The sequence below is a fragment of the Shinella sp. 1A1 genome, from assembly GCF_055379515.1.
Genome location: NZ_AP039671.1, coordinates 2,476,466 through 2,492,059, shown reverse-complemented (window position 1 = coordinate 2,492,059; position 15,594 = coordinate 2,476,466). Strand labels below are relative to the sequence as shown.

Here is a 15,594-nt window from a genome sequence, read left to right as displayed (position 1 = left end):
CCGTTCATGCAACAGGCGACGCTCCCCTGGAGCGGACGGAATGCCCGCACGATGCCGGGCCCACGGAGAGAGACAATGGTGGTGAAGACTCAAGCACATGATTATCGGCAGACCCGGGCGCAGACCACTGCGACGGGCGCCAAAACGCGCGCTTCCACACCGGGCCTGCCGAAAAAACAAGGACTCTATGATCCGCGCAATGAGCACGATGCCTGCGGCGTCGGCTTCGTGGCGCATCTGAAAGGCAAGAAGTCGCACCAGATCGTCGAGGACGGGCTCTTCATGCTCGAGAACCTGACGCATCGCGGCGCCGTCGGCGCAGATCCGCTGATGGGTGACGGTGCAGGCATTCTCGTACAGATTCCGGACCGCTTCTTCCGCGAGGAGATGGCAAAGCAGGGCATCACGCTGCCGAAGGCAGGCGAATATGCCGTCGGCCATATCTTCATGCCGCAGGACGAGAAGCTGGTCGATTACTTCAAGAAGGTGATCGCAGACGTCGTAGCCGAAGAGGGCCAGGTCCTCATCGGTTTCCGCGATGTGCCGGTCGACAATTCCTCGCTCTCCAAGGCCCCCGAGATCGCCGCCACCGAGCCGCGCCATGTACAGGTCTTCGTCGGCGCCGGCCGCGATGCCGCGACGAACGGCGAGTTCGAACGCCGGCTCTTCACGCTGCGCAAGGTGATCTCCAACCGCATCTATGATGAGTACGAAGGCGAAGAGAGCAACTTCTACCCTGTCTCGCTCTCCTCGACGACCATCGTCTACAAGGGCATGTTCCTCGCCTACCAGGTGGGCGCCTATTATAAAGACCTCGCCGATCCGCGCTTCGAATCGGCCGTCGCCCTCGTGCACCAGCGCTTCTCGACCAACACCTTCCCCTCGTGGAAGCTGGCGCATCCCTACCGCATGGTCGCCCATAACGGCGAGATCAACACGCTGCGCGGCAACGTCAACTGGATGGCGGCTCGTCAGGCGTCCGTCTCCTCGCCGCTCTTCGGCGACGACATCACCAAGCTCTGGCCGATCTCCTACGAGGGCCAGTCGGACACGGCCTGTTTCGACAACGCGCTCGAGTTCCTCGTGCGCGGCGGCTACTCCATGGCCCATGCGGTCATGATGCTGATCCCCGAGGCCTGGGCCGGCAACCAGCTCATGAGCCCGGAGCGGAAGGCCTTCTACGAATACCACGCCGCGCTGATGGAGCCGTGGGACGGCCCGGCCGCCGTCGCCTTCACCGATGGCCGCCAGATCGGCGCGACGCTCGACCGCAACGGCCTGCGTCCGGCCCGCTATCTCGTCACCGACGATGACCGCGTCATCCTCGCATCCGAAGCCGGCACGCTGCCGGTCAAGGAAGAGAGCATCATCAAGAAGTGGCGTCTCCAGCCGGGCAAGATGCTGCTCATCGACATGGAAGAGGGCCGCATCATCTCCGACGAGGAGGTGAAGTCCGCGCTTGCCGAAAAGCACCCCTATCGCGACTGGCTGGACAACACCCAGATCATTCTGGAAGACCTCGGCCCGGTCGAGCCGCGCGCGCTGCGCCGCGACGTGTCGCTGCGCGACCGCCAGCAGGCCTTCGGCTATACGCAGGAGGACACCAGGCTCCTGATGTCGCCGATGGCGACGACGGGGCAGGAGGCGATCGGCTCCATGGGTACGGACACGCCGATCTCGGCCATGTCCGACAAGACCAAGCTGCTCTACACCTATTTCAAGCAGAACTTCGCGCAGGTGACGAACCCGCCCATCGACCCGATCCGCGAGGAACTGGTCATGAGCCTCGTCTCCTTCATCGGCCCGCGCCCGAACATCCTCGATCATGGCGGCGCGGCCAAGGCCAAGCGCATGGAAGTGCGCCAGCCGATCCTGACCAACGGCGACCTGGAGAAGATCCGCTCCATCGGCCATGTCGAAGACCGCTTCGACACGAAGACGCTCGACTTCACCTATGACGTCTCGCGCGGCGCGGACGGCATGCTGGAAATGCTCGACCGGCTCTGCGAGCGCGCCGAGCAGGCTGTCACCTCCGGCTACAACATCATCGTGCTCTCCGACCGCCAGATCGGGCCGGACCGCGTGGCGATCCCGGCGCTGTTGGCGACCGCCGCCGTGCACCATCACCTGATCCGCAAGGGCCTGCGCACCTCCGTCGGCCTCGTCGTAGAGACCGGCGAGCCGCGTGAAGTGCACCATTTCTGCCTTCTCGCCGGCTACGGCGCGGAAGCGATCAACCCGTATCTCGCCTTCGACACGCTCACCGACATGCACAAGCGCGGCGAGTTCCCAAAGGAGGTCGATGCGGAAGAGGTGGTCTACCGCTACATCAAGGCCATCGGTAAGGGCATCCTGAAGGTCATGTCCAAGATGGGCATCTCGACCTACCAGTCCTATTGCGGTGCGCAGATTTTCGACGCCATCGGCCTCTCCTCCGAGCTGACGGACAAGTATTTCTTCGGCACGGCGACGACCATCGAGGGCATCGGTCTCGACGAGATCGCGCAGGAGACCTTCAACCGCCACAAGGCCGCCTTCGGCCGCGATCCGCTGCTTGCCAACACGCTGGATATCGGCGGCGAATATGCCTATCGCATGCGCGGCGAGGAACATGCCTGGACGCCGGACGTGATCGCGTCGCTGCAGCATGCGGTGCGCGGCAATGCCGCCGACCGCTACAAGGAATTCGCCGAGCTGGTGAACGCCTCGTCGCTGCGCATGAACACGATCCGCGGTCTCTTCTCGATCAAGGGGGCGGATGCGCTCGGCCGCAAGCCGATCTCCGTCGACGAGGTCGAACCGGCGGCCGATATCGTCAAGCGCTTCTCGACGGGGGCCATGTCCTTCGGCTCGATCAGCCGCGAGGCGCATACGACGCTTGCCGTCGCCATGAACCGGATCGGCGGCAAGTCGAACACCGGCGAGGGCGGCGAGGAAGCCGACCGCTACATGCCGCTGCCTGACGGCTCGATGAACCCGGAGCGTTCGGCGATCAAGCAGATCGCGTCCGGCCGCTTCGGCGTGACCACCGAGTATCTGGTCAATGCGGACATGCTGCAGATCAAGGTCGCGCAGGGCGCCAAGCCCGGCGAGGGCGGCCAGTTGCCCGGCCACAAGGTCGATGCGACGGTCGCCAAGACCCGTCACTCCACGCCGGGCGTCGGCCTCATCTCGCCGCCGCCGCACCACGATATCTATTCCATCGAGGATCTGGCGCAGCTCATCTACGACCTGAAGAACGTCAATCCGGAAGCCGATATCTCGGTCAAGCTCGTCTCGGAAGTCGGCGTCGGCACGGTTGCCGCCGGGGTCGCCAAGGCGCGCGCGGACCATATCACCATCGCCGGCTTCGACGGCGGCACGGGTGCTTCGCCGCTCACCTCGCTGAAGCATGCCGGTAGCCCCTGGGAAATCGGCCTTGCCGAGACGCACCAGACGCTGGTGCTCAACAAGCTGCGCTCGCGCATCGCCCTGCAGGTCGATGGCGGCCTCAAGACCGGCCGCGACGTCGTCATCGGCGCGCTGCTCGGCGCGGACGAGTTCGGCTTTGCCACCGCGCCCCTGATTGCGGCCGGCTGCATCATGATGCGCAAGTGCCATCTCAACACCTGTCCTGTCGGCGTCGCCACGCAGGATCCGGTGCTGCGCAAGCGCTTCAAGGGCACGCCCGAGCATGTCATCAACTACTTCTTCTTCGTCGCCGAAGAGGTGCGTGAAATCCTGGCCTCGCTCGGCGTGCGTTCGCTGAACGAGATCATCGGTGCCTCCGAACTCCTCGAAAAGGAGAAGATGATCTCGCACTGGAAGGCCAATGGTCTCGACTTCTCCCGCATCTTCCACAAGGTCGATGCGCCGAAGGAAGCGACCTACTGGACCGAGCGGCAGAACCATCCGATCCAGGATATCCTCGACCGCAAGCTGATCGAGCAGGCCAAGCCCGCCCTGGAAGCCAAGACGCCCGTCGCCTTCGAGGTCGATATCAAGAACGTCGACCGCTCGGCCGGCGCGATGCTCTCGGGCGAGGTGGCCAAGCGCTACGGCTTCAAGGGCCTGAAGGACGACACGATCTCCGTGACGCTCAACGGCACGGCCGGCCAGTCCTTCGGCGCGTTCCTGGCGCGCGGCATCACCTTCGATCTGGTGGGCGCCGGCAACGACTATGTCGGCAAGGGCCTTTCGGGCGGCCGCATCGTCGTGCGTCCCCCGGTCGGCAACCGCGCGGTGCCGCATGAATCGATCATCGTCGGCAACACGGTGCTCTACGGCGCGATCTCGGGCGAGTGCTACTTCAACGGCGTTGCCGGCGAACGTTTCGCCGTGCGCAACTCCGGTGCGGTCGCGGTCGTCGAGGGCGTGGGCGACCATGGCTGCGAATACATGACCGGCGGCGTCGTCGTCGTCATCGGCCAGACCGGCCGCAACTTCGCGGCCGGCATGTCCGGGGGGGTCGCCTATGTGCTGGACGAGGAGGGCGATTTCGCCCGCCGCTGCAACATGGCGATGGTCGAGCTGGAGCCGGTGCCGGAAGAAGACGACATGCTGGAGAAGCTGCACCATCACGGCGGCGACCTCATGCACAAGGGCATGGTCGACGTGTCTGACGACATGACGCGTCACGACGAGGAGCGGCTTTACCAGCTCGTCTCGAACCACCTGCACTATACAGGCTCGCCGCGGGCCAAGGAGATCCTCGACAAATGGGCCGAGTATCGTCCGAAATTCCGCAAGGTGATGCCGGTCGAGTATCGCCGCGCGCTCGAAGAGATGGAGCGCATGAGGATGGGGGTCGCTGCCGAGTGAGGCAGCGGTTCACCAACCTTCACTGACCGATTGCGTGAAACGCGATCAGGATCGATTTCATCTTCACCGGTACGACAGCGGAGCTGCGCACCGGTAACGGGGCCTGAGAGGCACCCGTCTTGAGCAAGGATTATTGAAGTGGGCAAGGTAACTGGTTTCATGGAAATCGACCGGCAGGTGATGAAGTATCAGCCGGCCTCCGACCGCATCCGCCATTTCCGCGAATTCACCATTCCGATGTCGGACCCCGAAGTGCAGAAGCAGGCCGCGCGCTGCATGGACTGCGGCATTCCCTATTGCCACGGTCCGACCGGGTGTCCGGTGCACAACCAGATCCCGGACTGGAACGACCTCGTCTATAACGGCAACTGGGAAGAGGCGATCCGCAACCTGCATTCGACCAACAACTTCCCGGAATTCACCGGCCGCGTCTGCCCCGCACCCTGCGAGGAGGCGTGCACGCTGAACCTCGAGGACACTCCGGTCTCCATCAAGACCGTCGAGCAGGCGATTGCCGACAAGGCCTATGAGATGGGCTATATCGTGCCGCAGCCGGCGACGGTGAAGACCGGCAAGAAGGTCGCCGTCATCGGCTCCGGCCCGGCCGGCATGGCGGCCGCCCAGCAGCTCGCCCGCGCGGGTCATGAGGTCCATCTCTACGAGCGTGAATCCAAGGCCGGCGGCCTGCTGCGCTACGGCATTCCGGACTTCAAGATGGAGAAGAACTTCATCGACCGTCGCGTCGACCAGATGCGCGGCGAGGGCGTCACCTTCCACTACGGCGTCAATGTCGGTGTCGACAAGCCGATGGACGAGATGCTGGCGGAGCACGATGCCGTGCTCTATTGCGGCGGCTCGGAAACCCCGCGCGACGCCGGCATTCCCGGTGTCGATTTCGCCGGCGTGCATGATGCCATGCCCTATCTCGTGCAGCAGAATCGCCGCGTCGGCCGCGAAAACATCGACAGCGTCGGCTGGCCCTCCGCGCCGATCCTGGCCGGCGGCAAGCATATCGTCGTCGTCGGCGGCGGCGATACCGCGTCGGACTGCGTCGGCACGGCCTTCCGCCAGGGCGCGGTGAAGGTCACGCAGCTCGACATCCGCCCGCAGCCGCCGGAAAAGGAAGACAAGCTCGCCGTCTGGCCCTTCTGGGCAACGAAGATGCGCACCTCCTCCTCGCAGGCCGAAGGCGCCGTGCGCGAGTTCCAGGTCGGCACGCTCGAATTCGTCGGCGACGAGGACGGCGTGCTGACGGGCGTGAAGTGCTGCCAGGTGGATGATCGCCGCAAGCCGATCCCCGGCACGGAGTTCATCATCAAGGCGGACCTCGCCTTCATCGCCATCGGCTTCCGCGGCCCCTTCACCACCAGCGTGCTGAAGGACCTCGGCGACAAGCTTGCAATCAACACCGACAAGCGCGGCTCGTCGAACGTCATCGCCAATGACCGCGACTACAAGACCTCGGTGGACAAGCTCTGGACGGCCGGCGATGTGCGCCGCGGCCAGTCGCTCGTCGTCTGGGCGATCCGTGAAGGCCGCCAAGCGGCGCGGGCCATCGACGAGGCGCTGATGGGCTCGACCACGCTGCCGCGGTGAGGTTCGACAGGGCCACGATTTGAGAGGGCGCGTCGGCATGCCGGCGCGCCTTCATGCGTTCTCCAGTTCCATCGGCTGACAATACCGCAATCCGCCACGTTTCTTTCGTCATGGTCGGGCTTGACCCGACTATCCGTCCCCACGGCACGGCTTCGCCCGCGGCGTGGATTCTCGGGTCAAGCCCGAGGATGACGAAGGAGAGGGAGTGAGCTTGGTGGGAGCAACGCACTTTGCGTGATTGGGGAATGCCGTGTCCCGCCGTAGGGACCTTGCTCTCCTACGGCGTTGCCGTCTTGTCCAGCCGGAAATCGTCCACGCGGCCGAGCGGCGCGTCGGCGGTCTCGCCCTTTTCCACCAGCTTGTCGCGCAGGCTCTTGCCGGTGCCCTTGATCGGCGCGGCGCCGAGGAGGGCGGTGCCGCCGTCCAGCGCCGGGTCGGCGAGGCTGATGGGCTGGGTCTTGGTGATCTCGGCGTCTTCCGCCGGGGGCGTCGCGACGACGAGGTCCTTGAGGTCGCCCTGCAGGCCCGGGCCGTCGGCGGCGGCAGCGCCGAGCAGGCGGCGGATTTCCTTTTCCACGTAGAAGGCGAGCTTGCGCTTGCCGGCCTTGGTGAAGTTGATGCCATCGGAGCCGCGCAGGCGTACCTGCTGGCCGTTGATGTCGGAACCGGAAATGACGAACTTGCCGTCCTCGTCGACGAAGCCGTCCCAGATGTCGACGAACTCGCCGCCGGCCTTCTCCGCGCTCGCGTGATAGAGGGTGTTGAGCGTCGTCATGTCCGCGGTCAGCGCGGAGGACTGGAAGGGCGGCATGCCCATCCAGAGCAGCGGCTTGCCATCCTGCCGGGCCAGCGCCGCGATGCGGGCGATGCGCGCCTCGTATTCCTTTGTCCAGGCCTCGGAGCGGAATTTCTCCTTCTCGCCGGCCACAGTCATCTGCTGGCGGTCGTTGGCGCCCATGCTGACGACGATGAGGGCTGGCTTGGTCTCCGCGATCAGGGCGGGAAGCGATGCGGGCCAGTTGTAATAGTCCTCGCGCACGATGCCGGAGGAGCCGTTGGTGCGGCGCTCGACGCGGATGCCCGGCGTCGTCTCGAAGGCGGCGTCGAGACCGTCGCCGAGGCTGCCGGCGATGAAATCGCCGACGACGAGCACCACCTTGGCGTCGGGCAGCTTTTCGACCGGTGGCGGTTCGGCCTTCTTGGCGACCGTCGGGGCCGGCTTCTTCTTGCGGATGACGGCGCGCGGCTTCTGGATCTGCGGCTCTGGCTCGACGACCTTGCGCTTCGGCGTGCCGAAGAGAAGCTCGAGGATCGTCTTGCGCTCGCGGCGCTGCTCCTGCGCGCTCGCGGGCAGGGACGTGACGACGACGCTTGCGGCCGCCACCAGCGCGAGGGCAAGGCGCACAATCCGGGTGGTCGTCGTCCTGTTCATCGTGAAGGCTCCGTTCTCGCCGCGATCCTGCGGCTGGTCGGTGGCGGCATGATGGCAAATGCCGGCGGCGAGCGGAAGCACCCGCCAGCGAAAAGGGGCGCCGCAGCGCCCCTCAACCTGTCGAAAAACCGCATCCGGTCAGCGGCGCAGCGCGCGCAGGAGCTGCTGGCTCGGCTCGCCGTCGGCGGCAAGGCCCACGCGGTTTTGGAAGGCCTGGATGGCAGCCTTGGAGCCGGAGCCGAAATTGCCGTCAACCTCGCCCTCGTAATAGCCGAGTTCCTTGAGGCGGGTCTGGAGCTCGAACTTTTCCGTGATGTCGAGCGCGCCGTCCGGGCGCGGCCAGCGCTGCTTGACGCCGCCATAGCCGGCGATCTGGTCGGCCAGCATGCCGACGCCCATCGCGTAGGAATCCGACGCGTTGTAGCGCTTGATGACGAAGAAGTTCTTGGTCATCAGGAAGCCCGGCCCGCCATTCGCCGGCAGCTTGAGCTCGGCCCGGTCGGAACCGTTCTTGAAGCCGTTGCCGCCCGGGCGCGTGAAGCCGAGCTTGGCCCATTGGGCGAGCGTCTTCGTCTGGCCGGAATATTTGTTGCCGCCCTTCGGCACGACGATCTCGTAGCCCCAGGTCTTGCCGGCCTGCCAGCCATTCTTGGCCAGCAGGTTCGCGGCGGTCGCCAGCGCGTCCGGCACGGAGTTCCAGATGTCGCGGTGGCCGTTGCCGTCGGCGTCGACGGCATAGATCAGGTAGCTCGTGGGGATGAACTGGGTGTGACCCATGGCGCCGGCCCAGGAGCCGGTCATGTCGGCGGCGTCGATGTCGCCGCGCTGGATGATCTTGAGAGCGGCGATGAGCTGCTTGCGTGCATAGTTCGCCCGCTTGGAATCGGCATAGGCAAGCGTCGCCAGCGCGCGCGGCACGTAATGCAGCCGGTCGTCCTTCTTCAGCACGGCGCCGTAGTTGGATTCCATCGACCAGATGGCGAGCAGCACGTTGCGGTCGACGCCGAAATGCCGCTCCAGTGCGGCGAGCGTGCGGCCGTGCTTGGCCGCCATTTCGCGGCCGATCTTCACCGTGTAGGGGTTCACGCGCGAATCGAGATAATCCCAGATCTTGTTGGTGAATTCCGGCTGGTAGGTCGCCTTCTGGATCACGTCGGGATCGGGCGTCTTCACGCCGGCAAAGGCCTTCTGGTAGGTCGACTTGCTGATGCCGGCGTCGGCCGCCGTGGCATAGAAATCGGCAATCCATTTCTGGAAGCGGGGATCGGCCGCGCGAGCCATGGAAGCCTGCGCGAGGAGCCCTGCCGACAGAAGAAGGGTGAGCGCGGATCGGCGCAGAACGGTTCTCAGATTCTGTGTCATCAGCTGTCGTGTCCGTTTCTTAAATTTCGGGACGGCGGCATGGAACCACCGGCTGAACGCAAAACTTATAAAAACGAAGTCAACAAATTCTTTACCATCAAACTTTTGCCGCGTCTCTCTTTGTAAAAAAATAGCAATTGGCTTCTAATTGGGCTCGGCTAGGCCCAGGCCATGAGGACGTGGGCACAACGAGGTGAATAATGTCGCAGACACGTAAGGTTCGCAAAGCAGTCTTTCCAGTGGCGGGCCTCGGCACCCGCTTCCTTCCGGCCACCAAGGCCGTTCCGAAGGAAATGCTGACCGTCGTGGACAAGCCCGTGATCCAGTATGTCGTCGATGAGGCGCTGGATGCCGGCATCGAGCACCTGATCTTCGTGACGGGCCGCTCCAAGGCGGTCATCGAGGATTATTTCGACATCCAGGTCGAGCTGGAGCAGACGCTGCGCCAGCGCAACAAGACGGCCGAGCTGACGTTGCTCGAAAGCATCCTGCCGGTCGCCGGCTCCACCAGCTTCACCCGCCAGCAGGAGCCGCTCGGTCTCGGCCATGCCGTCTGGTGCGCCCGCGAGCTCGTCGGCAACGAGCCCTTCGCCCTGCTTCTGCCGGACATGATCATGAAGGCGGAGAAGGGCTGCATGAAGGGCATGGTCGAGCTCTTCGAGCAAAGCGGCGCGAATGTCATCGCCGTCGAGGAATGCGCGCCCGACCAGGCGCACAAATACGGCATCGTCGGCGTCGGCGAGAAGATCGGCGACGGTTTCGCCATCACCCAGATGGTCGAGAAGCCGGCGAAGGGCACCGCGCCTTCCAACTTCTTCATCAACGGTCGCTACATCCTCCAGCCGGAAATCTTCCCGATCCTCTCCACGCAGGAGCGCGGCGCGGGCAACGAAATCCAGCTCACCGACGCCATGGTGAAGCTTGCCGACAGCCAGAAGTTCGCCGCCTATCATTTCCGCGGCGAGACCTATGACTGCGGCGCCAAGGATGGCTTCATCCTCGCCAATATCGCCTTCGCGCTCGCCCGTGCGGATATCCGCCCGGCCGTCGAGGGCCCGCTGAAGCAGCTCGTCGCGGGTCTCAAGTAATCAGCGGCGAAGGACAAGGCCGATGCCGGCGCGCGTGATGCCGGTATCGGAGGCGCCCGACTGGCGCGTCAACTCGTAGGAGACGTCGCCGGTCATCGCCAGCCAGCGGTTTATGTTCCAGGTAAGGCCTGCGCCGACCAGATAGATGTTCTGGTTGGCGGTGCCCGTCGTGGAGAAGTCGCGCAGCGTATAGGCGGCGCTGAGGCGTGCGACGAGATTGTCGCGCAGCTCATGCGTCAGGTCGGCCGTCGTGCCATAGGAGACGTAGCCGCTTTCGCCGCTCGTGGAAGAGGGCTCCAGATCCGTGCGCAGGCCGAGCCTCAGGTCGGTGCCGCGCAGCGGTGACCAGTTGACGGCGCCGTCCATCGTGAGCCCTTCGAGGGCGGCGAGGCGGCTGTCGTCGAACTTGGCGCGCTTGTAGCCGGCGCCGAGATCGCCGCGCAGCTTTTCCCCGAGATCGATTTCCAGGCCTGCCCGCGCGCCGAGCGTCGAGAAGGAGCGTTCGTATCCGGCCGAAAGCTTGTCGTCATAGACCGCGCGGCCCACCGAGGCTTCGAGATAGGGGATCAGCGCGGGCGAAAGCTCGTAGCCGATCCGGCCCGTCAGCGTCCCTTCCGTATAGTTGCGGAACGACTGGTCCAGCTTGCTGCCGTTGGTGGCGGTTGCCGAACCGTAGGTGTGCCGTTCGACATTGGCGCCGAACGTGCCGCGGATCAGGCCGAAATCGCGCATGATATTGGCCCCGCCGGATAGCGTCTGCACGCCGGACTGGGTGCTGGCGCCGACGATGGCATTGGGATCGGTGGCGCTTTCGCGCTCGAACGCGTAGCCACCGGTGATATGGGCGACGGTGTCGTCGCTGAGGTCGAGCCGGAGGTCGCCGTTCACCCGCGCCTCAGGCTCGGTTTCCCCCGTGCCGCTGATATTGCGCTGGTAGACGCCCTCGGCATCGATGGTGAGCTGGTGGCGAGACCAGTCGGAGGTGAGGGAGCCCCGGAAGCCGGTCTGGGAATAGGTGCGGCTCGTCGTGGTGTTTCCGCTCTTCGTGCGCTCGAAGCCGATGCCCTGCGTGATCGAGGGGCGCAGGACGAACGTCCCGACGCGGACGCCGACCGGCTCCCAGGGATCGCCGAGCCGGCTGTTGCGGACGCCGCTGAGGCTGTTCTCGCGCTGGTTCAACCGCTCGGCGCGCCGCTCGACGATGCCGTCGCGGTCGCCGGCATCCGAAAGCGCGGCTACCGCTTCGTCGCTGAGGGCGGGACGGGGCGTCGTGGCGGTCGTGGTCGCGTCGGTCGTATCGGGGTTTTCCGTGGCTCCCGCCGAAGGATCCGTGGTTCCCGTCGCCAGCGTCTCGAGGGCGGAGGGCGTGAGGGAATTCGCCTGCTGGGCAGCGGCGGGAACGGCGGCAAGCATGGTGCCGGCGAGCAGAAGCCCGGCCAGTCGCCGTCTCGGGCGGGGCACCAGTGCCTCGCGTTCCATTGCCATTGCCTCTGCCATGATAGGGCCTGCGATTCTCGAATTTCCTAAGCGAACGTAAACCGCCATGGTTAACGCTTGGTTGCTGACCGCGCGCTTTTCGCGCGCCGGTCCGCGATGGACAGGCACGGGCAAAAACGCTAACGAGGGGCATGATCACAAGACAGGCAAAAGTTGACGTCGAGGGCGCCATTTCCTCCGCGATCCGGACGATCGAGACGGAGAAGGCGGGGCTCGTCGCCCTTTCCGCGGTGCTGGAAGGCGAACTGCACGACGTCTTTCGCGAGGCGGTCGGGCTCATCGGCGGCATCGCCGGGCGGCTGATCGTCACCGGCATCGGCAAATCCGGCCATATCGGCGCGAAGCTCGCCGCGACGCTCGCCTCGACCGGCACGCCGTCTTTCTTCGTCCATCCCGTCGAAGCCAACCATGGCGACCTCGGCATGATCGGCCGCGACGACGTGATCCTGGCGCTGTCCTGGAGCGGCGAGACCGCCGAGCTGCAGGGCATCGTTTCCTATTCCCGTCGCTTCGCCATTCCGCTGATCGCGATGACCTCCGGCGAGCGGTCGGCGCTGGCGCGGGCGGCCGATATCGTGCTCCTGCTGCCGAAGGTGCAGGAGGCCTGTCCGCATGGGCTGGCGCCGACGACCTCGACGCTGATGCAGCTTGCGCTGGGCGATGCCATCGCCGTCGCGCTGCTGGAGGCGCGCGGCTTCACGGCGACGGATTTCAAGACCTTCCATCCCGGCGGCAAGCTCGGGGCGAGCCTTTCCCATGTCGGCGACATCATGCACAGCGGCGAGAACATGCCGCTCGTCGCGCTCGGCACCTCGATGCCGGATGCGGTGCACATGCTGGCGCAGAAGCGCTACGGCTGCGTCGGCGTCGTCGACGGGGCGGGGACGCTGGTCGGCATCGTCACCGACGGCGATATCGCGCGCAACCTGTCGCGCAATCTCTCCGAGCTCACCGTCGACGAGGTGATGACGCGCAGCCCCAAGACCGTGAAGCCGGCGACGCTCGCGACGGCCGCGCTCGGCCTTCTCAACCAGCACAACATTTCCGCGCTGATCGTCACCGACGAGGCCTTCCGCCCCGTCGGCATCGTGCATTTCCACGACCTGCTCAGGATCGGCGCCGCTTAAGGACTCAGACGGGCTCGACCGTGAGGTCGCGGCCGTTGCTGGCCGTGACGCGCACGCGTGCGCCGACCGGCAGATCCGGCCCCTGGACGCTCCACATCGTATCGTCGAGCCGGATGCGGCCGCGGCCCTCGGTGATCGGCTGCTCCAGCGTCGCCGTGCGGCCGATAAGGCTCTGGCCCCGCTGGTTGAGATGCGGCTGGTCGCTGGCCTCTCCGCTTCTGCTGACGATGCGCCGGCCGATCAGGGCCGAGACGAGCGACAGCACGGCGAAGACCAGCCATTGCACATGCCAGGACCAGAGGGCCTCGCCCCACAGGGCGAGGGAGAGGACGCCGGTGACGATGGCCGCGATGCCGATCCAGACCAGGAAGACACCGGGCAGCAGCACTTCGAGGATCAGGAGAACGATCCCCAGCACCCACCAGGCCCAGGGCCCGAGTTCGCCGATGATGCCCTGGATCATGCTCACGTTCCCTGCGGCGTGTCGAACGGATTACGGAAGGAGCCCGTGCCGGTGGTTGCCGGCGTGGACTGGCGCGCGCGCTGGGCACCGGCCGCCGGGGCCGGGCCGTCGCCGAACACTTCCTTTGCGATGGCGCCGATGCCGCCGAGCGAGCCGACCAGCGAGGAGGCCTCCATCGGCATCAGCACGATCTTGGAATTGGGCGCCTTGCCGATCGCGGCCATGGCTTCGGTGTATTTCTGCGCGACGAAGTAGTTGATCGCCTGCACGTTGCCGGCCGCGATGGCCTCGGAGACCATCTTCGTCGCCTTGGCTTCGGCCTCGGCGAGGCGCTCGCGGGCCTCGGCATCGCGGAAGGCGGCTTCGCGCAAGCCCTCGGCCTCGAGAATGGCGGACTGCTTGGCGCCCTCGGCACGCAGGATCTGCGCGTTTCGTGAGCCTTCGGCCTCCAGCACCTGCGCGCGCTTTTCGCGCTCGGCCTTCATCTGGCGCGCCATGGCGTCGACGAGGTCCTTCGGCGGGGCGATGTCCTTGATCTCGACGCGGGTGATCTTCACGCCCCAGGGATTGGCCGCCTCGTCGACGACGCGCAGCAGCTGGTCGTTGATCTTGTCGCGGTTGGAGAGCAGCTCGTCGAGGTCCATCGAGCCCATCACCGAGCGGATGTTGGTCATGGTCAGGTTGATGATGGCGTGCTCGAGATGGGCGACCTGATAGGCCGCCTGGGCCGGGTTCAGGATCTGGTAGAAGGCGACGGCATCGGCGGAGACGCTGGCATTGTCGCGGGTGATGACCTCCTGCGTCGGAATGTCGAGCACCTGTTCCATGACGTTCATCTTCGAGCCGATGCGGTCGATGAAGGGGACGATCAGGTTGAGGCCGGGCTGCAGCGTGCGCGTATAGCGGCCGAAACGCTCCACCGTGTACTGGTAGCCCTGGGGGACGGTCTTGATCCCGGCAAAGAGGATCAGGATGACCAGGACCACGAGGGCGACGACGACGATATCCAGTCCGGCAAACGGCATGTTCTTCTACTCCACGAAAGACGGTGCGGCGCGGTGCCACTCTACGGTATACGTTCCGCGACACCAGTCTATTTGGGCGGGAAGGGGAATTATCGCACTCAGATCCAGCCGGAAAGCTCCCGGCGCACCACCTTTTCCAGAACGGCCATGCCTTCCGGGGAATCGTTCAGGCAGGGAATGTGCGAGAACTTCTCGCCGCCATTGTGCAGGAAGCTCTCGGCGGCCTGCTCGGCGATCTCCTCCAGCGTTTCGAGGCAGTCGGAAACGAAGCCCGGATTGAAGACGGCGATGCGCTTGATGCCCTCCTCGGCCAGCTTCTCGACGGTCTTGTCCGTATAGGGCTGGAGCCATTCCTCCGGGCCGAAGCGAGACTGGAAGGTGAGAACCAGCTTCTCCGCCGACCAGCCGAGGCGCTCGCGCAGCAGCCGCGCGGTCTTCTGGCACTGGCAGTAATAGGGATCGCCCTTCTCGAAATAGCTTTTCGGAATGCCGTGGAAGGAGGCGAGCACGCGCTCCGGCTCCCAATCGAGGCCGGCGATGTGCTTTTCGATGGAGACGGCGAGGGCGTCGATATAGGCGGGATCGTCGTGATAGGGCGGCACGGTGCGCAGCGCCGGCTGCCAGCGCATCTTCAGCAAGGTCTCGAAGGCCTTGTCGTTGACGGTCGCCGTCGTCGCCGCCGCATATTGCGGATAGAGCGGGAAGACGAGGATGCGCTCGCATCCTTCCTTCTGCAGGTGCTCCATGCGCGAGGCGATGGAGGGCTGGCCGTAGCGCATCGCCCAGTCGACGACGACATTCGGGTGCTCGGCGAGCGTCCTCGCCATCAGCTCGGCCTGGCTGCGGGTATAGGTGCGCAGGAAGCTCTCGTTCCGTTCCTTGTTCCAGATCGTCTCATAGGCCTTGCCGACCTTGCCGGGGCGCGTGTTGAGCACGATGCCGAAGAGGATGGGATACCAGGCGATCCTCGGCCATTCGATGACGCGCTTGTCGGTCAGGAACTCCTTCAGGTAGCGCCGCATCGAGGTGTAGTCGGTGCCGTCCGGCGTGCCGAGATTGACGAGCAGCACGCCGACCTTGCCATGCTTGACGGTCGGATGGTTGGCGGGCTTGGCGGCGATGTCCATCGTGGATCCTGTGCGTGCTGGTGTCGTTCTCATGCGCGGCGAAAGCCGGTTCGTTCAGAACGGTTCTAAAAAGAAAT

Annotated in this window: 9 protein-coding genes and 1 pseudogene; 4 read left to right on the top strand and 6 right to left on the bottom strand. The window is 65.2% G+C overall.

The genetic code is table 11. From position 1 onward, the window contains the following. Window positions 1-153: 153 nt before the first annotated feature. Together gltB and ACZ48C_RS12285 are read left to right on the top strand one after the other, a co-directional pair. Window positions 154-4,800, top strand: a pseudogene (gene gltB, locus ACZ48C_RS12290) (glutamate synthase large subunit); the annotation flags it as partial. Between the two features lie 138 nt (window positions 4,801-4,938). After that, entirely contained in the window at window positions 4,939-6,396 is a 1,458-nt protein-coding gene (locus ACZ48C_RS12285; RefSeq protein ID WP_119256671.1) for a glutamate synthase subunit beta, read from the top strand. Between the two features lie 277 nt (window positions 6,397-6,673). Here the strand turns inward: ACZ48C_RS12285 and ACZ48C_RS12280 are convergent, their stop codons facing one another. Beyond that, on the bottom strand, window positions 6,674-7,828 hold the full coding sequence (locus ACZ48C_RS12280; protein ID WP_318909862.1) for an SGNH/GDSL hydrolase family protein: 1,155 nt from the start codon (window positions 7,826-7,828) through the stop codon (window positions 6,674-6,676). Between the two features lie 138 nt (window positions 7,829-7,966). Then, window positions 7,967-9,190, bottom strand: coding sequence for a lytic murein transglycosylase (locus ACZ48C_RS12275; RefSeq protein ID WP_119256672.1), 1,224 nt, complete (start codon window positions 9,188-9,190; stop codon window positions 7,967-7,969). Window positions 9,191-9,390: 200 nt separating this feature from the next. On the opposite strand from ACZ48C_RS12275, the gene galU reads away from it, so the two are divergent. Further along, on the top strand, window positions 9,391-10,278 hold the full coding sequence (gene galU / locus ACZ48C_RS12270) for a UTP--glucose-1-phosphate uridylyltransferase GalU (RefSeq protein WP_119256673.1): 888 nt from the start codon (window positions 9,391-9,393) through the stop codon (window positions 10,276-10,278). Here galU and ACZ48C_RS12265 read toward each other — a convergent pair whose 3' ends face one another. Continuing rightward, on the bottom strand, window positions 10,279-11,757 hold the full coding sequence (locus ACZ48C_RS12265) for an outer membrane beta-barrel protein (protein ID WP_464781257.1): 1,479 nt from the start codon (window positions 11,755-11,757) through the stop codon (window positions 10,279-10,281). It lies immediately after the preceding gene. A gap of 149 nt (window positions 11,758-11,906) precedes the next feature. Between ACZ48C_RS12265 and ACZ48C_RS12260 the strand changes: the two genes are divergently transcribed. Continuing rightward, on the top strand, window positions 11,907-12,902 hold the full coding sequence (locus ACZ48C_RS12260; RefSeq protein ID WP_119256674.1) for a KpsF/GutQ family sugar-phosphate isomerase: 996 nt from the start codon (window positions 11,907-11,909) through the stop codon (window positions 12,900-12,902). Between the two features lie 4 nt (window positions 12,903-12,906). On the opposite strand, the gene ACZ48C_RS12255 is transcribed toward ACZ48C_RS12260, so the two are convergent. From ACZ48C_RS12255 to hemH, 3 genes are all read right to left on the bottom strand, one after another. Further along, a complete protein-coding gene (locus tag ACZ48C_RS12255; RefSeq protein WP_119256675.1) occupies window positions 12,907-13,365 on the bottom strand; it encodes an NfeD family protein in 459 nt (152 codons plus the stop codon). 2 nt (window positions 13,366-13,367) lie between these two features. Next, complete coding sequence (locus ACZ48C_RS12250) at window positions 13,368-14,390, bottom strand: SPFH domain-containing protein (RefSeq protein ID WP_318909859.1); 1,023 nt, start codon at window positions 14,388-14,390, stop codon at window positions 13,368-13,370. A 98-nt stretch (window positions 14,391-14,488) separates the two neighbouring features. Next, window positions 14,489-15,517 carry a ferrochelatase gene (gene hemH / locus ACZ48C_RS12245; RefSeq protein ID WP_464781256.1) on the bottom strand — a complete coding sequence of 343 codons (1,029 nt, stop codon included), beginning with the start codon at window positions 15,515-15,517 and terminating at the stop codon, window positions 14,489-14,491. Between the last annotated feature and the right edge of the window lie 77 nt (window positions 15,518-15,594).